The 17,121-nt window shown below is 64.2% G+C and carries 19 protein-coding genes; 10 read left to right on the forward strand and 9 right to left on the reverse strand.

What is annotated here, in order from left to right:
- Window positions 1-62: 62 nt before the first annotated feature.
- The 4 genes from ABIB73_RS21370 to ABIB73_RS21385 all read right to left on the reverse strand — a co-directional run bounded on the left by ABIB73_RS21370 (window position 63) and on the right by ABIB73_RS21385 (window position 3,571).
- Complete coding sequence (locus ABIB73_RS21370) at window positions 63-1,193, reverse strand: ABC transporter substrate-binding protein (RefSeq protein ID WP_354227042.1); 1,131 nt, start codon at window positions 1,191-1,193, stop codon at window positions 63-65.
- Between the two features lie 57 nt (window positions 1,194-1,250).
- Window positions 1,251-2,129, reverse strand: a complete 879-nt coding sequence (locus ABIB73_RS21375) for a shikimate dehydrogenase (protein ID WP_354227044.1) — start codon at window positions 2,127-2,129, stop codon at window positions 1,251-1,253.
- A 132-nt stretch (window positions 2,130-2,261) separates the two neighbouring features.
- The gene (locus tag ABIB73_RS21380) at window positions 2,262-3,200 is read right to left on the reverse strand and encodes a LysR family transcriptional regulator (protein ID WP_354227045.1); all 939 of its coding nucleotides are present in this window, start codon (window positions 3,198-3,200) and stop codon (window positions 2,262-2,264) included.
- Between the two features lie 194 nt (window positions 3,201-3,394).
- Window positions 3,395-3,571: a hypothetical protein gene (locus ABIB73_RS21385; RefSeq protein ID WP_354227047.1), complete on the reverse strand. Its 177-nt coding sequence runs from the start codon at window positions 3,569-3,571 to the stop codon at window positions 3,395-3,397.
- A gap of 166 nt (window positions 3,572-3,737) precedes the next feature.
- Between ABIB73_RS21385 and ABIB73_RS21390 the strand changes: the two genes are divergently transcribed.
- From ABIB73_RS21390 to ABIB73_RS21420, 7 genes are all read left to right on the forward strand, one after another.
- Complete coding sequence (locus ABIB73_RS21390; RefSeq protein WP_354227049.1) at window positions 3,738-4,466, forward strand: helix-turn-helix transcriptional regulator; 729 nt, start codon at window positions 3,738-3,740, stop codon at window positions 4,464-4,466.
- Window positions 4,467-4,548: 82 nt separating this feature from the next.
- Entirely contained in the window at window positions 4,549-5,208 is a 660-nt protein-coding gene (locus ABIB73_RS21395) for an acyl-homoserine-lactone synthase (protein WP_354227050.1), read from the forward strand.
- 1 nt (window position 5,209) lies between these two features.
- Window positions 5,210-5,428: a hypothetical protein gene (locus ABIB73_RS21400; RefSeq protein WP_354227052.1), complete on the forward strand. Its 219-nt coding sequence runs from the start codon at window positions 5,210-5,212 to the stop codon at window positions 5,426-5,428.
- A gap of 305 nt (window positions 5,429-5,733) precedes the next feature.
- Window positions 5,734-6,651, forward strand: coding sequence for a branched-chain amino acid ABC transporter permease (locus ABIB73_RS21405; protein WP_354227054.1), 918 nt, complete (start codon window positions 5,734-5,736; stop codon window positions 6,649-6,651).
- On the forward strand, window positions 6,648-7,592 hold the full coding sequence (locus tag ABIB73_RS21410) for a branched-chain amino acid ABC transporter permease (protein WP_354227055.1): 945 nt from the start codon (window positions 6,648-6,650) through the stop codon (window positions 7,590-7,592). The genes ABIB73_RS21405 and ABIB73_RS21410 overlap by 4 nt, the downstream gene beginning before the upstream one ends.
- Window positions 7,585-8,352 (forward strand): ABC transporter ATP-binding protein, encoded by a 768-nt coding sequence (locus ABIB73_RS21415; RefSeq protein WP_354227057.1) that lies wholly within the window; start codon window positions 7,585-7,587, stop codon window positions 8,350-8,352. Before ABIB73_RS21410 ends, ABIB73_RS21415 begins: the two co-directional genes overlap by 8 nt.
- The gene (locus ABIB73_RS21420; RefSeq protein WP_354227058.1) at window positions 8,345-9,073 is read left to right on the forward strand and encodes an ABC transporter ATP-binding protein; all 729 of its coding nucleotides are present in this window, start codon (window positions 8,345-8,347) and stop codon (window positions 9,071-9,073) included. Before ABIB73_RS21415 ends, ABIB73_RS21420 begins: the two co-directional genes overlap by 8 nt.
- Window positions 9,074-9,151: 78 nt before the next feature.
- Here the strand turns inward: ABIB73_RS21420 and ABIB73_RS21425 are convergent, their stop codons facing one another.
- Entirely contained in the window at window positions 9,152-9,517 is a 366-nt protein-coding gene (locus ABIB73_RS21425) for a hypothetical protein (RefSeq protein ID WP_354227060.1), read from the reverse strand.
- A gap of 388 nt (window positions 9,518-9,905) precedes the next feature.
- On the opposite strand from ABIB73_RS21425, the gene ABIB73_RS21430 reads away from it, so the two are divergent.
- The gene (locus tag ABIB73_RS21430) at window positions 9,906-10,394 is read left to right on the forward strand and encodes a MarR family winged helix-turn-helix transcriptional regulator (RefSeq protein WP_354227062.1); all 489 of its coding nucleotides are present in this window, start codon (window positions 9,906-9,908) and stop codon (window positions 10,392-10,394) included.
- Between the two features lie 3 nt (window positions 10,395-10,397).
- On the forward strand, window positions 10,398-11,843 hold the full coding sequence (locus tag ABIB73_RS21435) for an MFS transporter (RefSeq protein WP_354227064.1): 1,446 nt from the start codon (window positions 10,398-10,400) through the stop codon (window positions 11,841-11,843).
- 10 nt (window positions 11,844-11,853) lie between these two features.
- Here ABIB73_RS21435 and ABIB73_RS21440 read toward each other — a convergent pair whose 3' ends face one another.
- Entirely contained in the window at window positions 11,854-13,290 is a 1,437-nt protein-coding gene (locus tag ABIB73_RS21440; RefSeq protein ID WP_354227066.1) for a glutamine synthetase family protein, read from the reverse strand.
- A gap of 130 nt (window positions 13,291-13,420) precedes the next feature.
- Window positions 13,421-14,779 carry an aromatic ring-hydroxylating dioxygenase subunit alpha gene (locus ABIB73_RS21445; RefSeq protein ID WP_354227068.1) on the reverse strand — a complete coding sequence of 453 codons (1,359 nt, stop codon included), beginning with the start codon at window positions 14,777-14,779 and terminating at the stop codon, window positions 13,421-13,423.
- A 114-nt stretch (window positions 14,780-14,893) separates the two neighbouring features.
- On the opposite strand from ABIB73_RS21445, the gene ABIB73_RS21450 reads away from it, so the two are divergent.
- Window positions 14,894-15,679 (forward strand): IclR family transcriptional regulator domain-containing protein, encoded by a 786-nt coding sequence (locus ABIB73_RS21450; protein WP_354227070.1) that lies wholly within the window; start codon window positions 14,894-14,896, stop codon window positions 15,677-15,679.
- 7 nt (window positions 15,680-15,686) lie between these two features.
- Here ABIB73_RS21450 and ABIB73_RS21455 read toward each other — a convergent pair whose 3' ends face one another.
- A complete protein-coding gene (locus ABIB73_RS21455; RefSeq protein ID WP_354227072.1) occupies window positions 15,687-16,079 on the reverse strand; it encodes a group II truncated hemoglobin in 393 nt (130 codons plus the stop codon).
- A 123-nt stretch (window positions 16,080-16,202) separates the two neighbouring features.
- Window positions 16,203-17,111 (reverse strand): helix-turn-helix transcriptional regulator, encoded by a 909-nt coding sequence (locus ABIB73_RS21460; protein ID WP_354227074.1) that lies wholly within the window; start codon window positions 17,109-17,111, stop codon window positions 16,203-16,205.
- Window positions 17,112-17,121: the final 10 nt, after the last annotated feature.

Genomic DNA, 17,121 nt, shown 5'->3' on the forward strand with positions numbered 1-17,121 from the left:
CTTCTCCCTCTCCCCGCGAAGGGCGGGGAGAGGGGGAAGAGCGGCGGGGAGAGGCGAAAGCCTCACTTCTCCTTCGGCAGCACCTGCTTCACGACCTGCTTGCCTTCGACGACTTCCACCAGAAAACTCTGGCGGTCGATGTCGCCGGTGTCGCTGAAGGTGACATCCATCAAAATGCCCGGCTCCTCAGTGGCCTTGATCGTCAGGCCGTGCAGCGTGTCGGCGAACGCCTTGGAATCGACCTTGCCCATCTTCTCGGTGGTGGCTTTCACCATGTAGACGGCGAGATAGCCCTTCAACCCGTTGTGGTCGGGCACGTAGTTGTACTTTTTCGCAAATTTGTCGCGGAACGCCTTGATCAGGTCGACCGGCGCGTCGGTAGTGAGGCCGACATGGCCGCGCGCGCCGTTGGCGGCATCGCCCGCGAGTTCGATCACCTTCTGGCCGATCAGCGTGGTCTCGCCCATCAGCGGCGCGGTCACGCCCTGGCGCTTCAGCTCTTTCAGGATGCGGGCGCTCTCTTCCTCGTTGAGATAGACGAACACGGCGTCGGGGTTGGCAGCCTTGATCTTGCCGACGTCGGCGGCGAAATCGGCCTGGCCTGCTTCGGTCGAGAGGTCGGCGACCACCTTGGAGCCGAGGCGGTCGAGCTCCTTGACGACGACGTCGCGTCCGCCGCGGCCGAAATCATTGTTGACCCAGACCACCGCGACCGATTTCGCCTTCATGTCGTCGTGGATGTATTTTGCGACCTTCGGCATCGAGGACTGCTGGCCGAACGAGGTGCGGAACAGAAACTTGTTTCCAGCTTGCGTCAGCTCGGCGGCTTCGCCGCCCATGATCTGCGCGATGCCGGCTTCGGCCGCGAGCGGCGCGGTGACCTTGACCGAGCCGGAATAGCCGGGTCCGAGCAACACGTAAGGCTCGGCGTCGAGCGCCTTCTGCACCTGCGCGCGGGCTACACCGGGATTGGATTGCGTGTCGGCATGGGTGACTTCGAGCTTGCGGCCGAGCACGCCGCCCCTGGCGTTGATTTCCTCGATCGCGAGGTCGATGCCGTTCTTCCAGTTGGTGCCGACGGTGGCGCCGCCGCCCGACAGCTCGGCGACGTCGGCGAGCTTGATCGCCTGCGCGTGGGCGCTGGTTGCAGCAGCGAAGGCAAGCAGGGCGCCTGCCAGTAGCGTCGATTTCATCTCACTCCTCCTCGGTTTCTTCAGTTTTGTCGACGGCCTTGTGTCCGGCCGCTTCGGTTACGCTGCGTGGTAGGCCGAGCTTCGTGCCGCCATCACCTCGTCAAATGCCTCTCCCATGACCTCGGTCGATGGGGCAAGGCCCGTGAACAGTTCGAAGGCGTCTGCGGCCTGATAGATCGCAAGCTCCCGCCCGGTCATGATCCGCGCGCCCTTGGCTTGCGCTGCGGCGAGCAATGGCGTGATCAACGGCGAATAGACGGCGTCCGCGACCCACAATTTGTCGTGCAGCAGCGCCGCCGGGACCGGCATACCCCGGTTCGGCAGCATGCCGACCGGCGTGCCGTTGACGAGGCCGCTCGCGCCCTCGAGTGCATCCTCGATGCTTGCGGCCATCCTGGCGCCACCCTGTTTGGCTAGCAACGCCGCGAGCTTTTCCGCGCGCGCGGTCTCGCTGTCGAAGATGCGGAGGTCGGCGACATCCAGGCTCGCCAGCGCAAAGGCGATCGCCTTGCCGACGCCGCCGGCGCCGATCACGGCGACGGCGTTGCCAGACTGTGCCAGTAGCGGTGCGACGGCGCGCGCAAAGCCGGTCGTGTCGGTGTTGTGGCCGGTCAGCCGGCCGTCCTTGACGACGACGGTGTTGACCGCGCCCATGGCGGCGGCACCCGGCGCCAGCGCGTCGAGCAGCGGGACCACCGCTTCCTTGTAGGGAAAGGTGACGTTGACGCCGGCAAAGCCGAGCCGCCGCACGCCCTCGAGCATCATGCTGAGTCCGGTCGCGTCCGCCCCGGCGACCTCGATGAGCTGGTAGTGTCCGCGCAGGCCAAGTGCCTCGGCGGCGCGCTCATGCATGGCGGGTGAGGCGGAATGCGCGATCGGCGCGCCGATCAGGCCGGTGAGGAGTTTTTTGGATGCGGCAGGTCCGCGCTTTGACATGATCCACTATCACCTGGTGATGAGCGTTGATTTCCGGCCATTAGCCGCGAAATTCGCGCAATTCCAAGTGGCACGATAGTCTTTCCCCCGCCTAACACAATTACCCATTTATCTGGTAAACCTAACCTAATGTTACTTCTTTCGTCCGCGTGCCAGAGCGGCCTTGCCGTTGCCGCGGGACGGCTCGACCGCGCGCATCTCAGCGCGCAGGGACTCGATGAAATACTCGACATGGAGCGACAGCGGCGCGCCGCGCTTCACCGCGACATAGGTGTCGAACCGGGTCGGCTCGGTGATCTTCAACAGCTCGATGCCGGGATAGCCGCCGTGGGCCACCGTGAACTGGTCGATCATGGCGATGCCGAGTCCCGCCTTCACCAGTGCGCAGACCGTGGTGCCGAAGCGCGCGCGGATGGTGATGTTGTAGTCGAGCCGGTGGCGCGCAAAGATCTCGGCCATGATCCGGCCGTAGGGGTCGTTGGGATCGATGCCGATCAGCGGATAGCGGGTGATTTCGGCGGCCGAGACCTGCTTGCGGCCGGCAAGCTCGTGGCCGGGCGGTACGATGCAATAGAGTTCGCCCGAGGCGAGCGGCATGAAGTCGAGCCCGGAATGTTCGAGCCGGTAGCTCATCGCCACGCACTCGCCGCGGCCGAGCATGAGATAGTCGATGGCTTCCTCGAGCTTGAGGATGTTGATGTCGATGCCGAGATCCGGATAGCGGCGCCGGACGCGCTCGATCGCGCGCGGCACCATCACCTGCGAGATGCTCGGCACCGAGCCGATGCGCAATTCCGAGAGACCGCCGCGGCCGATCTTGGAGATGATCTCGGAGAGGTCGTCGACCTTCTTGTAGACGCCGTTGATTTGCTCGAAGATGCTCTCGGCTTCCGGCGTCGGGAAATAACGTCCGTTCTGGCGCTGGAAGAAACGGATGCCGAGCGAGCGCTCGGTGTATTTGACGAGACGGCTGATGCCCGGCGCCGACACGTTCAGGAGCTTCGCCGCACCGCCAATGGTGCCCGTCACCATCACGGCACGGATCACTTCAACCTGGCGCAGCGTCATCATGTCTTGGGCATCCCGAAAGCAATCGCGAGGGCGATCATCTCACGAGCGATGCGAGGTCATCCAGCGGCAAATGCTGGTCAACATGGACGGAAGCAGCAAACTCGATTTCGCGGGCGGATTGTTTCGGCCAAAGCGGCGCGTCCAGAAGAGACAACGGCGCCTCAGCGCGGTGCTGCGTTTGTTGCAGCTGCGTTCTAGCCCGCCGGTCCCTTTGGTGACACGTTGCCGGGCCGCTCCTCGCGCTCTCCTTGCAGCACTTCGCGCGCGAACTCGATGATCCTCTGCTTGTTTGCCGTATCGCGGACCGCGAAAAACACGCGGTTCAATTCCAGGCCGAGCACGCTGTTGAGGGCGATGTTCTCATCTTCCATCGTGGCTCTCCCGCTCTAGACGCCTTAGGTGTAACTTGACGTCACTTCCTCCACAAGTAGATTAAATCTTCAGCGCACGCCGCACGCCGGGAAACTACGGACGCGCGAATTGAGGCAGCCCCCAAAGACGTGCTATACCGAGCGGCGAGGGTCAGGGAACGCACCGATGTCCGCCGTGGATTATGGCCAGGAAGCGCTGGACTTCGTCGAAGGGCTGCAGGCCTATCGTAAGGTTCCGGACGCCATGAATGCGCTCGAAGGGGCCTTCGGGCGCTTCGGCTTCGAAACCATCATCGTGACGGGACTGCCGAATCCCGATCAGCGGTTCGCGCAGATGGTGCTCGCCAAACGCTGGCCGGCAGGATGGTTCAGCCTCTACACCGAGAACAATTATGATCGCGTTGACCCGGTGGTGCGGATGTGCCGGCAATCGGTCAACCCGTTTGAGTGGTCGGAAGCGCCCTATGATGCCGAGCTCGATCCGGGTGCGGCGGAGGTTATGAACCGCGCCTCTGATTTTCGCATGTCGCGCGGCTTCATCGTCCCGATTCACGGGCTTACCGGATATGAGGCGGCCGTCTCGCTCGGCGGCATCCATCTCGATCTCAACGCCCGCAGCAAGCCGGCCCTGCACCTGATGGCGATGTATGGCTTCGATCACATTCGTCGTCTGCTCGATCCGGCACCGCAGCAGTTGACGCGCCTGACCCCTCGCGAGCGCGAGGTGATCGTCTGGGCCTCGCAAGGCAAGTCGGCCTGGGAGATCGGCGAGATCCTGCACATCGCGCAGCGCACCGCAGAGGAGCATCTCGCAACTGCAGCGCGTAAGCTGGGTGCCGTCAACCGTACGCATGCGGTCGCGCTGGCGATTCGCCACAAGATCATCAATCCCTAAGCGACCTACTGGGAAATTTCCCAATACCGAACCTGCCTCTTTTCGCAGAGGCTCCCCCCATTGAGGGATGAATGGGGTTTTCATGATTCATGCAATTTCCGCTGTCAATCGTCACCTTTACGAAGACGTGCTCGATCAACATTTCCGGCTGCGTCACGACATCTTCGTCGAGGAGCGGCGCTGGGAGACGTTGCGCAAGCCGGACGGTCGCGAGATCGACCCCTACGACAACGAGGATACCGTTTATCTGCTTGCGCTGGAGGGCCGCCGCGTCATTGGCGGCCACCGGCTCTATCCGACGACCAAGCCCTCAATGATGAGCGAGGTGTTTCCGCATCTGGCGTCCGTGCGCGGCTGCCCTGCGGATCCGCTGGTCTGGGAGTGGTCACGTTATTTCGTCGTACGTGGTCGCCGCGACGGCGCGCTCAACCTGCAACTGATGGCGGCGGTGCAGGAGTTCTGTCTCGGCCAGGGAATCGCGCAGGTCAGTGCGATCATGGAGACCTGGTGGTTGCCGCGCTTCCATGAGGCCGGCTTCGTCGTGACGCCGCTTGGTCTGCCGGCTCTGGTCGAGAACGCCTGGACCATGGCGGCGACCATCGATATTCGCCAGGAGACGGTCGATGCCCTGCATGATCGCATCGGCATGGCTTCGATCGTGCAACAGGACGGCCCGCGTCTGGACGCCATCGCCCACGCCAACCTCTGCGGCCTTTCCGCCGCGCAACGAAAGAGCGCCTGAGATGTCGAACATGATGCGGGACAGCCAGATCATGGCGCAAACCAAGGACGAGAATCTCGGCTACATGTCCGACATGGCGCTCGAGCTCGCGCAGATGGCGGAAGACAGCGGACTGGCAACGCTTGCCTATCTGTTCCGGATGGCGGCGCTGGAGGCCTCGACGGCAAACAGCGAGCTCGCCGAGCCCGATGATCTTCCCCACCAGGTGACGTCGCACTAGACGCGTCCTTTTCTATCATTCCGACGAGGTCCGCACCCTCTCCCCGGCCTGCCGGGGGGAGGGTGATCGTTTTGGTGCGGCAGGTTGACCCATCCCGCGGCAGCCTTCTTGCACGGCTTATAGGAGGGCTCGACCGCATGCGCCGGGATGCAACAAAGTGCATGTCCGGCGCGGAATCGCTCTTGCCTCGGAACGATACTGCCATTACCCATTTTTCGGCCTTGTACAGGCAGGGGGAGCTCTTTCACTGATGGCGACTGTGTTCGAACATCGGCGCGACGCTGCGTGCGCCTGAAAGAGTCTTGATGCTGCTCGTCGTCGAACAGTTCTTGAACGGATTGCAGTTCGGCCTGCTCCTGTTTCTGCTCGCCGCCGGCCTGACGCTGGTGTTCGGGATCATGGATCTCGTCAACCTTGCGCACGGCTCGCTCTACATGATGGGCGCCTATTTCGCCGCGACCTTCGCGGCCTGGACCGGCAGCTTCCTGCTCGGTGCACTCCTGGCGCTTGGCGCGACGCTAGTGCTCGGCATCGTGCTCGAAATGGCGGCGCTGCGGCATCTCTATGGGCGCGACCATCTCGACCACGTGCTCGCGACCTTCGGTTTGATCCTCTTTTTCAATGAAGCCGTGCGGCTGATCTGGGGTCCGGCGGGGCTGGCGCTGCCGTTGCCGACCTGGCTCACGGTGCCGGTGCCGATCCTGCCCGGCATTCACTACCCTGCTTATCGCCTTGCCATCATCGTGGTGGCACTGCTGGTGGCGCTCTTGCTCTATCTCGGCGTGATGCGCACCCGCATCGGCATGCTGATCCGGGCCGGCGCCTCCAACCGCGAGATGATCGGCGCGCTCGGCATCAACATCAAGCTGCTCTACACGCTGGTGTTCGGCTTAGGTGCCGCGCTCGCGGGCCTTGCCGGCCTCATGCAGGCGCCGATCCTCACCGTGCAGATCGGCATGGGCGAGAACATCCTGATCCTCGCCTTCGTCATCATCGTGATCGGCGGCATCGGCTCGATCCGCGGCGCATTCCTGGCTGCGATCTTCGTCGGCATGATCGACACACTCGGCCGCGCCTTCCTGCCCAATTTGCTGCGGCAAATCCTGAGCTCTTCCGCGGCTTCCACCGCTGCGCCCGCACTGTCCTCCATGCTGATCTATCTGTTGATGGCGATCGTGCTGGTGGTGCGGCCGGAGGGGCTGTTTCCGGCCAACCGTCGATGAAGGCTTTCACTGTGAGCAAGGCCGTCACGGCCCTGATGCTGGCGGGCCTCGTGCTGCTGCCGCTCTATTCGTCCCTCTCCGGCAACATCTTCATCCTGACGCTGTTCACCCGCATCGTCATCCTGGCGCTGGCGGCGGCGAGCCTCAACCTCATCATGGGCTATGGCGGCATGATGAGCTTTGGCCACGCCGCCTATCTCGGCATCGGCGGCTACGCGGTCGGCATGTTGGCGCAGGAAGGTGTCGGCTCCGGCTTCATCCAGTTCCCGGTCGCGCTGGCAGCGTCCGCGATCTACGCGCTGGTGATCGGCGCGCTCTCCTTGCGCACGCGCGGCGTCTATTTCATCATGATCACGCTCGCCTTCGCGCAGATGGCCTATTACGTCGCCTCGGGGCTGGCGCGTTACGGCGGCGATGACGGCCTCACCGTCTACAAGCGCAGCGACTTCTCCGGGCTGATCAATCTCGGCAACCGCACGCAGTTCTACTATCTCTGCCTCGCCTGCCTGTTTGGCGTGATCTTCCTGATCTGGCGTATCGTCAATTCGCGCTTCGGCCTCGTCGTGCAGGGTTTGCGCTCCAACGAGCAGCGCATGCAGGCGATCGGCTTTCCCTCGAAGCGCTACCAGCTCGTCTGCTTCGTCATCTCCGGCATGATGTGCGGCCTCGCCGGTGCATTGCTCGCCAACAACACCGACTTCATCAGCCCGGCCGTGATGTACTGGACCCGCTCCGGCGATCTCATGGTGATGGTGATCCTCGGCGGCATGGGCACGCTGTTCGGCCCGGTGATGGGCGCGGTGGTGTATCTGTTGCTGGAAGAGTTCTTGTCGCAGATTACCGAATACTGGGCGCTGATCATGGGCCCGCTTCTGCTGCTGATCGTACTGTTCGGCCGCGGCGGCATCATGGGCCTGCTCGGGAGGCTCAACCGTGGCTGAACCCTTGCTTCGTGTCGAAAAACTGGTGCGCCGCTTCGGCGGCATCACGGCGACGGATAACGTCTCGCTCGATGTCGCGAGCGGCGAGCTGCATGCCATCATCGGCCCGAACGGCGCCGGCAAGACCACGCTGATCAGCCAGCTCACCGGGCATCTCGCTCCGGATTCCGGCAGTGTTTCGCTCGGCGGCCTCGATATCACGCACCTGCCGGCCTATCGCCGTTGCGCGCTGGGCCTGGCGCGTTCGTTTCAGATCACCTCGCTGCTGTTCGACTTCACCGCCGCCGACAATGTCGCACTCGCCGCGCAGGCGCATGCAGGCCACTCGTTCCGCTTCTTCGCCAATGCGCGCAAGGAAAAGGGCCTGCGCGATGCAGCGCACGCCGCGCTCGACCGCGTCGGCCTGTTGCATCGTGCCGACGTCCTGGTGTCCAGGCTCAGCCATGGCGAGCGTCGCCAGATCGAGCTTGCAGTCGCGCTCGCCAGCAAGCCGAAGCTGCTGCTGCTCGACGAGCCGATGGCGGGCCTCGGCGTCACCGAATCCCAGCGCATGGTGCAACTGCTCCAGGAGCTGCGCAAAGAGGTCTCGATCGTGCTGGTCGAGCACGACATGCCGGCAGTGTTCGCGCTGGCCGACCGCATCACGGTGCTGGTCTATGGCCGCGTCATCGCCTCCGGTGACCCGGCCGCGATCCGCGCCAACGACGAGGTCAAGCGCGCCTATCTCGGCGATCAGCATGTGGTGACGCACCATGTCTGAAAAAGTGATGGCTGACACCCTGCTCGACGTCGACGGCATCGAGACCTGCTACGGCCTCTCCCAGGTGCTGTTCGGCCTGTCGCTGTCGATCAAGCCGGGCGAGATGGTCTCGCTGATGGGCCGCAACGGCATGGGCAAGACCACCACCATCCGCTCCATCATGGGCCTGACGCCGGCGCGCGCCGGCACGATCCGCTTCGCAGGCGCGGAGGTGCGGACGCAGCCGTCCTACCGGATCGCCAAGCTCGGTGTCGGCCTGGTGCCGGAGGGGCGCCAGATCTTTCCGAACCTCACCGTGCGCGAAAATCTGGTCGCGGCCGCCGCCGACCGCTTCAACAGCGCCAATCCCTGGACGCTGGCCGCGATCTACGCCCTGTTCCCGCGGCTCGCCGAGCGCGCCGCCAACATGGGCAATCAACTCTCCGGTGGCGAGCAGCAGATGCTTGCGATCGGCCGCGCGCTGATGACCAACCCAAAACTCCTGATCCTGGATGAAGCAACCGAGGGGCTGGCGCCGCTGATCCGCGAAGAGATCTGGAACTGCCTGTCGATGTTGAAGAGCCGGGGACAGTCGATTCTCGTCGTCGACAAGAACGTCGACCACCTCGCCCGCATCTGCGACCGCCACTACATCATCGAACGCGGCAAGACGGTCTGGGGCGGCAGCTCGGATCAACTGATGGCCGAGCCGGATCTGCAACACAAATATTTGGGGATTTGAGGTTAGGTGAGGGGCGCGGCTATGTCGCCGCCCCCCTCGGCGTCGTCCTGGCGAACGACCAGGACGACAGCGGGGCGATTACCAATAAATCCCGTGACGATGCAGTTCGCGGATCACGCGCGCCTCGGTGGACGGCTGGCGGCGCTTTGGCTTGGTCGTTCCGGTCGTGCTTGTCACCGGCGTGGCGGTGGACTGAGCGGGCGCGACGGCCGGAGCTGTTGCAGCCGGCACTGTCGTTGCCGGCGGAGTGGAAGCGGGTGCGGTGGTCGCCGTTTGGACACTCGCAGGCGGTGTGGCCGGCGGAGCCTGCGTGACCTGTGGCGCCGCCGCTGTGGCCGGCTGCTCGGTCGTCGGCTGGGCAGCTAAGCTCAGGCTGCGCGGACCACCGGCATAGGCCTGCGTGGCCAGCAGCGACACCGTCGCGATCAGGATCAGCTTGTGCATGGAAATCCCCTTTTATCTGGTCAATCCGTCTTACCCAAGCCGCGTCCGCCGGCCGCTAGCGTGCGAGGCGGTGCGTGCCGATCTCGATCAGGGTGGTCCGGCAGGAGAGGCGATAGATCAGGCTGAACAATTGACCCAACATGACCGAACTCCATTGTTGATCATCGGCACATCATAGGCCGTCAGTCTTTCCGGCGTTTTTCGCGGGATGACGGAAATGGCTTCGTCCGGCCGCTTCTCGATGTCGTCGGATCATGCCCCGCGAAACGGCTTCACCAATGTGTGAGACGTGACCCCGCCGAGCCGGAAACGTCTCCGGTTGACGCAGGCTCAATATCGGGATATCCCTCTATTTGATATATCGGGATATCCCGATAATGGGAGCGTCATGGCCGAGCAAGAGCTGCCTGTGGTGGAGCGAAACCGCTGCAACTGCGCGGCCCTGCGCAGGGCGTCGCGCCACATGACGCTGTTCTACGACGCCGCGCTGGAGCCTTCGGGGCTTCGTTCCACGCAGTACGCTCTGCTGACCGAGATTCATCGCCGCGGAGAGTCTGCACCCTCGATCCGTGACCTTGCCGAGGCGCTGGTCATGGACCAGTCGACCATCGGCCAGAACCTTCGCCCGCTCCAGCGCGACGGTCTGGTCATGCTGGAGCGCGATGAGGCCGATCGACGGAGCCGCCTGGTCAAGCTGACGCGGACAGGGCGCTCACGCCTTGCCGACGCACAGCCGCTGTGGCGCGCGGCGCAGGAGAAGTTCGAAAATGGATTCGGCAAGCGCGCCGCTGCCGACTTGCGAAATATTTTAGCCGGCATCGCCGGCGACCAGTCGCTGATCGCCGAACGACATCAATTGCGGATTGAAAAGGCGTAACCAATGAACAGTATTGAACGCGGCGCATTGGCCCGCGCCGTGCTGCTTGATGATCTCTCGCTGTCGCCCGAGCCTCCCCGTCCGGCGACGTCGCCAAACACCGTGCTGGCGATCGTGTGCGTCGGCATCTGCCTCGCCAATCTCGATCTCTTCATCGTCAACGTCGCGCTCCCCAACATCGGACACGATTTCAAGGACGCCTCGCTCGACGACATGTCGTGGGTCCTCAACGGCTACGCCATCGCCTATGCGGCGCTGCTGGTGTTCTTCGGCCGGCTGGCCGAACGTCATCGCAGGAATCTCAGCTTCCTGCTCGGTGTCGGCCTCTTCACCGCCGCCTCGGCGGCCTGCGCTGCCGCCAACAGTGTCGCAATGCTGACCGCATTTCGCCTGGTGCAGGCAGCGGGCGCTGCGCTGATGACACCGACCTCGCTCGGATTGCTGCTGGCAGTGTTCGCCCCCGAGAAGCGCGGTAGTGCGGTGCGGACCTGGACAGCGATCGGTGGCCTTGCCGCAGCGCTCGGACCCGTCGTCGGCGGCGTGCTGGTCGCCGTCAACTGGCGCTGGATCTTCTTCGTCAACGTCCCGATCGGCCTCGCGGCCATGGTGATCGGCTGGCGGAAGCTGCCGGAGATTGCCGGCCACGATGCGCCCCGCCCCAAATTCCTTGATGCAGTTCTGGTGACCGGCGGCATCGGCGCGCTCGTCTTCGCCATCGTCAAGGTCAGCGACTGGGGCCTGCGTACGCCTGCCATCGGCTACAGCTTTGCGGCGGCTGCGATCCTGCTGACTCTGTTCGTCTGGCGCTGTCTCCGCCTCGAGAATCCCTTTGTCGATCCGGCGCTGTTTCACATCCGTCCATTCACGGGCGCGGCCCTGGTGATGGCGCCTTACTCGGCGGCGTTCGGCGCCATGCTGCTTTCGGTTGCCCTGTGGGAGCAGACCGGGTGGGGATGGTCGGCGTTGCAGACGGGCCTTGCGATTGCGCCCGGGCCGCTGATGGTGCCGATCACCTCGCTGCTGTTCGCCGGACGCCTGATCGCGCGCTTCGGCGCCGCGCCTGTCGTCACCGCCGGCATCGTGGTTTTCGCCGCCGGCCTGATCGCATGGGCGACATTGATCGGCCCGGAGCCAAGCACGGCGTTCGTGATCATGGGCATGATCCCGACCGGCATCGGCGTCGGGTTGACGTTTCCGACATTGATGGGCGTCAGTGCCGCGGGATTACCGCCGTCGTCCTTCGCGACGGGCTCCGGCGTGATCAACATGATCCGTCAAGCCTCGCTCGCGGTGGGAGTAGCGATCTTCGTGGCCATCATCGGCTCGCCTTCATCTTTGCCGGAGCGCCTCGTGGCGTTCCAGCGCGGATGGTGGGTGATGGTCGCGATCGTCGCGCTTGGCCTGCTGCCGACCTATTTCTACCTCAAGCAGAGGCCGAAGGCGGCATAAGGCAACGCGCTCAAAACATCTCGAAATATTCGCGATGTTCCCAGTCAGTCACCTCAGACAGGAAGCGGTCGATCTCGGCGTTCTTGATGTGGGTGTAGTAGTCGACGAACTCCGCGCCGAATTTCTCGCGGAAGAACGGATCGTCCTTCAGCGCGCTCACCGCGTCACGCAACGATTTCGGCAGCAGCGGCGCCTTGGTCTCGTAGGGCGTGTCGGCCGAGGGACCAGGATCGAGCTTGCGGTCGACGCCGTCGAGACCCGAAAGAACTTGCGAGGCCATGTAGAGATAGGGATTGGCAGCGGGCTCGCCGACGCGGTTTTCCAGGCGCGTGGCTGCGTCGCCGGCGCCGCCGAGCACGCGGATCATCACGCCGCGATTGTCGCGGCCCCAGATCGCGCGGTCGGGCGCCAGCGAATAGGAGCGGTAGCGCTTGTAGCCATTGATGGTCGGCGTGGTGAACACGGTCGCTGCGCGAGCGTGGGCGAGCAGACCAGCGAGATAGGCGCGGCCGAAGGCGCTGAGCGGTTCGCTGCCCTCCTTCGCCATGAAGAGGTTCTCACCGCTCGCGTGCGAGACGATCGACTGGTGCAGGTGCCAGCCGCTCGCGAACACATTCGGCAGCTTCGGCCGGCACATGAAGGTGGCGTGATAGCCGTGCCGGTGCGCGATCTGCTTCACGGCGCTACGAAACAGCACCATGTTGTCGGCGGGCTCCAGGCCCTTCTTCGGCTGGAAGGTGAACTCGCATTGGCTCGGCCCGAACTCGACCTCGACGGAGCGCAAGGGAAGCCCAAGCGCGACGATGTCGCGTCGTAAAATCTCCAGCACCGGCTCCATCTGGTCGAAGCGCTGTTCAGTGAGATATTGATAGCCGTGGCTGAGCAGGCTGACCGAGGGGGGCGTGCCGGGCTGGCCGGCGTCCTCTGGCCGCATATGCGCGTCGTCGAGCCTGAAGATGTGGAATTCGACCTCGAGCCCTGCGACGAAATCATAGCCGCGGCTACCGAGCTCATCGAGAGCCTTGCGATAAAGCCTGCGCGTCGCGAACGGGACGGGACGGCCGTCACTGAAATAAAGGTCGCACAGCACCCAGCCTGTCGTCGGCGCCCATGGTAGCACGCGAAACGTGGTGGGATCCGCGACCATCAGCACGTCGGCTGCGCCCTCCATTTCCTTCATGCCGAACCCGCCGCCGGCGGTGAACACCGGAAACACCGTGCGGTGCGAGGTGTCCTTGGCGAGCATGGTGGTGGTGATGGAGCAGCCGCTTTCCAGCGACGCAATCGCCTCGGAGGCGATGATGGTCTTGCCGCGCAAGATGCCATGCTGGTCGGGGAAGGCGAGGCGGATGACTTCGAGGTTCTTCTCCTCGACGATGCGGCGGAGCCGCGTCGCGGCGTCCTTCTGCTCATCCGACCACAGCGCATGACGCGCGACGAAAGTCACTTCATCACTCCTTCAACTGCCGTAGGGTGGGCAAAGCGAAGCGTGCCCACCGCGTCTGTCGTCCGCATGGAAGCATGGTGGGCACGGCGCTTCGCGCCTTTGCCCACCCTATGGGTTCCGCACATGAACGTCACTCCGCCGCCGTCAGCCGGTGCACGTTATCCGCGATCTCCTTCGGCACCGGGGCGGTCCACGGCGCGCCGCGGCGGCGCTTGACGTCGACTTCCATCCAGTAGGTCTCCCAGCTACGCGTCGGCCCGATGCCGTCCATGGTCGCCGGCCCTTGGATCGAACGCGCGTTGGCCTCGTCGAGATGCAGCATCGGCTTCTCGCCACCCGCAACCTTCTCGATCTCTTGCCGCAGCAGCCGGCGGTATTGCACGATCGCCTTGTCGCTCTGGCCGAGATGCTCCTTGGTGCGGTCCTGGATCGCGCCCATCGACTCCACCGCCCATTGGTCGTGGACGTTGATGTCGCTGCCCATACCGGTATAGGTCGCGGTCTGCTGCTCGTGCGGATCGAAACCGTAATCGTTGCTGCTGTTCTTGCGCGATTTGTAGTCGGGCAACTCGTAGAGCTCGAGCCGCTGGTCGCGCATCTTCTTCTTGTCGACGGGGTTCGCGTAGCTGGTGAAGATCGCGTACCAGTAGCAGTTCTCGTCGTCGACCGGCACGTGCCACTGCGTGATCGTCATCTCCGTGCTCATGGGGATGACGAAGCCGTGCGGGAAGAGCTGGTTGGTGACGCGCACATGCGTCCGCTCCTCGTCGATCTCGCGCAGCGCAATCAACCGCAGGCCGTATTCGGTGTGCTCGACGTTGATGATTGGACGGTCGTATTCGCGCAGGATCTTCGTCATCGGCAGGTCGCTGCCCGCCGACGCGCCGCGGAACTGCTTGCCGTAAGCAGTAGAGGTGTCCTCGTCCTCGAAGAAGCGGTGCAAATACGACGCGTGCGCGGGGTCGATGCCGACTTCGAGCGCCTGAAGCCAGTTGCAGGCCATGTGGCCCTTGAACGCAAACGTATGCGTGCCCGGCGCGACGAAGCAGTCGAGTTCCGGAAAGGCCGGCGGCTCGCCTTCGCCAAGATAAGCCCAGAGGATGCCGCTCTTCTCCACCACCGGATAGGAGCGCTGGCGGATGTTCTGGCAGAGTTTTGAGTCCTTCGGCTCGGCCGGGGTCTCGATGCACTGGCCGGTCGCGTCGAACAGCCAGCCATGGAAGGCGCAGCGCAGGCCGCCATGCTCGAGCCGCCCGAAGGCGAGGTCGGCGCCGCGATGCGCGCAATGGCGGTCGATCAGGCCGTAGCGTCCGGTCTCGTCGCGAAACAGCACCAGGCTTTCGCCGAGCAATTTGACCGGGCGGATCGGCCGCTCGCCTTCGAGCTCATCGATCAACGCCGCCGGCTGCCAGTAGCTCCGCATCAGCTTCCCGCAGGCGTCATTCGCCCCGGTGCGGGTGATCAGGTCGTTCTGCTCCTGGCTCATCATGGCGGTCGCGTCCTTTTCCTGGAGAGCGTTTTGTTCGCCTATTGAACGAATGGGCGAATTATGCCATGCCTTGGATCGGCAGCAAGCACTATTTTGCAGGACTATCCCCGGCCCATGCCGAAGCTGAAACGAAGCGAGACCGAAGAGCGCGCGACGGATTGGGTCGAGAGCCTCGATCGCGGCCTGCGCCTGCTGCAATGTTTTGGCGCGACCACCGGTCCGATGACGCTGAGCGATCTCGCCCGCGCCGCAGAGCTTCCGCGCGCCACCGCGCGCCGCATGCTGTTCACGCTCCAGCGCGGAGGCTTCGTTTCTGGCGATGGAAAGCTGTTCTCGCTGACGCCGCATGTGCTGACGCTCGCGGCGTCGTATTTGCGGTCCAATCAGCTCGTCGCCGTGCTTCAGCCTGTGCTCGACCGGATCGCGACCGCTGCCCAGGAAATCTCCTCGCTCGCGGTGCTCGATGGCGATGACGTCGTGTTCGTCGCGCGCAGCAGCCCGGTACGGATGTTTTCAGGCGGGCTCGAGATCGGCTACCGGCTGCCAGCGTTCTGCACCTCGGTCGGCCGCGCCATGCTCGGCGAGCTCGACGACGCCGATCTCGCCGCGCGCCTGACGACGATGAAGCGCGAAGTGCTGACGCCGCAGACGGTGACCGATCCAAAGGCGCTTCTCACGCGTATCGCGGCGGACCGCGCGCAAGGTTATTCCCTCGTCGACCGCGAGGCCGAGCCGCATTTCCGCTCGATCTCCGTTCCCGTGCGCCGTTACGACAATGTGATCGTCGCCGCCGTCAACATGGGCGCCCACGTCGATCGCGTGCCGGAGCAGGAATTGATCGAGCGATTCTTGCCATCGTTGCGCGACGGCGCGGAGTCGGTGCGGTCGCAATTGTTGTGAGCTGCGTTTAACGGTTGCGCATCCAGTCGGCGAGACCTGACAGCGCCTTGTCGAGATCTTGCCGCACGGCGGTATCGATGACCGTTTCCTCCAGCGCGCCGCGCATGCAAGTTAGCCACGCATCGCGCTCGGCATCGCCGATGGCAAAGCCGATGTGGCGCTGCCGCAGCCGCGGATGGCCCTTTTCGACAGAGTAGAGTTTTGGGCCGCCGGTCCATTCGGTGAGGTAGCGCTTTAGCACGTCCTTGATCAGGCCGAGATCGGCGGCATGCATCGCGCGGATGGTTTGCGCTTCCGACAGCGTATCCATGCGCTCGTAGAAGCGCTCGACCAGCCGATTGATCGTGGCACTGCCGCCGATCCGCTCGAACATGGAGATTGCGACGTCGCTGTCGGTCATCATCTATCCCAACGCTTGCTTGCGGGGCGTTGATATATGTCGTTGAAGCCCGCGCACAAACTCCGCTGTCGTCTCGGATCAGCGCTCCGCTTCGCTGCGCTTGTCCGGGACGACGGCGGAGAGTTACAGCGCCACGCTGCGCAGACCGAAGCTCCGGGCCTCGTTCTGCAGCACCGGGCGCACTGCATCGATCAGCCGCGCCGCCGCGGCGTCGACCGAGAGCCCCGCGGTATCCACCACGGCCGTCGCACGCGAGTACAGCGGCTCGCGGCTCAGCAAAATATTGCGCAATTCCGCCATCGCGGAGCGATCATCCGCCATCGGACGCAGGTCGCCCTGGCGGCGGACGCGGGCCATGTGCTCTTCGGGCTCGGCCTTCAGCCAGATCGTGTAGAACGATGACAGGATCTGGTCGAAGGTCAGCGGCTCCGAAACGATGCCGCCGCCGGTCGCCAGCACCATCAGCTCGTTGCGCGCGAGCAGCTGTTGCAGCGCGGCCTGCTCCATGCGGCGAAAGCCTTCCTGACCGTAGAGCGCGATGATCTCGGCGACCGAGAGCCCGTTCTGCTGCTCGACCTCCTTGTTGAGTTCGACGAAGCTCCAGCCGACTTTCTTTGCCAAGATCTTGCCAAGCGTGGACTTGCCGGCCCCGCGCAGGCCGATCAGCGCGATGCCGCAGAACGGCGCGCGCCGCGGCGCGGATGCGCTGCCGCCGGCGAGCAAATCCTTGGCCTGCGCGATCTGGGCAGGCGTCGCCTTGCGCAGGAGATCGCGAAACATCTGCCAGTCCGGCGTCGGATCGGCCGAGGGCAGCAGGTCTTCCAGATGCGCGCCCATCGCGTCCGAGACGCGGCGCAACAGCACGATGGAGACGTTGCCCTTGCCGCTTTCGAGCTGCGCGATGTAGCGCTCCGAAATTCCTGATACCTTGGCGAGCACTTTGCGCGACATGCCACGCAGCGCGCGCATGGTGCGCACGCGCTGGCCGAGCTGTTCGAGAAAGCGGGATTCGGCGTCGGGACTGTCGGTCATGAGCCTTCTT

Origin of the sequence: Bradyrhizobium sp. F1.4.3 (assembly GCF_040548375.1) — a bacterium.
Taxonomy (GTDB): domain Bacteria; phylum Pseudomonadota; class Alphaproteobacteria; order Rhizobiales; family Xanthobacteraceae; genus Bradyrhizobium.

What these genes read in the sequence shown, in the direction of transcription:
- ABIB73_RS21435 (WP_354227064.1), top strand. Translation starts at nt 10,398, where the DNA reads ATGAACAGTATTGAACGCGGCGCATTGGCCCGCGCCGTGCTGCTTGAT.
- ABIB73_RS21425 (WP_354227060.1), bottom strand. Translation starts at nt 9,517, where the DNA reads ATGCACAAGCTGATCCTGATCGCGACGGTGTCGCTGCTGGCCACGCAG.
- ABIB73_RS21375 (WP_354227044.1), bottom strand. Translation starts at nt 2,129, where the DNA reads ATGTCAAAGCGCGGACCTGCCGCATCCAAAAAACTCCTCACCGGCCTG.
- ABIB73_RS21370 (WP_354227042.1), bottom strand. Translation starts at nt 1,193, where the DNA reads ATGAAATCGACGCTACTGGCAGGCGCCCTGCTTGCCTTCGCTGCTGCA.
- ABIB73_RS21405 (WP_354227054.1), top strand. Translation starts at nt 5,734, where the DNA reads ATGCTGCTCGTCGTCGAACAGTTCTTGAACGGATTGCAGTTCGGCCTG.
- ABIB73_RS21430 (WP_354227062.1), top strand. Translation starts at nt 9,906, where the DNA reads ATGGCCGAGCAAGAGCTGCCTGTGGTGGAGCGAAACCGCTGCAACTGC.
- ABIB73_RS21380 (WP_354227045.1), bottom strand. Translation starts at nt 3,200, where the DNA reads ATGATGACGCTGCGCCAGGTTGAAGTGATCCGTGCCGTGATGGTGACG.
- ABIB73_RS21410 (WP_354227055.1), top strand. Translation starts at nt 6,648, where the DNA reads ATGAAGGCTTTCACTGTGAGCAAGGCCGTCACGGCCCTGATGCTGGCG.
- ABIB73_RS21445 (WP_354227068.1), bottom strand. Translation starts at nt 14,779, where the DNA reads ATGATGAGCCAGGAGCAGAACGACCTGATCACCCGCACCGGGGCGAAT.
- ABIB73_RS21390 (WP_354227049.1), top strand. Translation starts at nt 3,738, where the DNA reads ATGTCCGCCGTGGATTATGGCCAGGAAGCGCTGGACTTCGTCGAAGGG.
- ABIB73_RS21420 (WP_354227058.1), top strand. Translation starts at nt 8,345, where the DNA reads ATGTCTGAAAAAGTGATGGCTGACACCCTGCTCGACGTCGACGGCATC.
- ABIB73_RS21395 (WP_354227050.1), top strand. Translation starts at nt 4,549, where the DNA reads ATGATTCATGCAATTTCCGCTGTCAATCGTCACCTTTACGAAGACGTG.
- ABIB73_RS21455 (WP_354227072.1), bottom strand. Translation starts at nt 16,079, where the DNA reads ATGACCGACAGCGACGTCGCAATCTCCATGTTCGAGCGGATCGGCGGC.
- ABIB73_RS21460 (WP_354227074.1), bottom strand. Translation starts at nt 17,111, where the DNA reads ATGACCGACAGTCCCGACGCCGAATCCCGCTTTCTCGAACAGCTCGGC.
- ABIB73_RS21400 (WP_354227052.1), top strand. Translation starts at nt 5,210, where the DNA reads ATGTCGAACATGATGCGGGACAGCCAGATCATGGCGCAAACCAAGGAC.
- ABIB73_RS21450 (WP_354227070.1), top strand. Translation starts at nt 14,894, where the DNA reads ATGCCGAAGCTGAAACGAAGCGAGACCGAAGAGCGCGCGACGGATTGG.
- ABIB73_RS21385 (WP_354227047.1), bottom strand. Translation starts at nt 3,571, where the DNA reads ATGGAAGATGAGAACATCGCCCTCAACAGCGTGCTCGGCCTGGAATTG.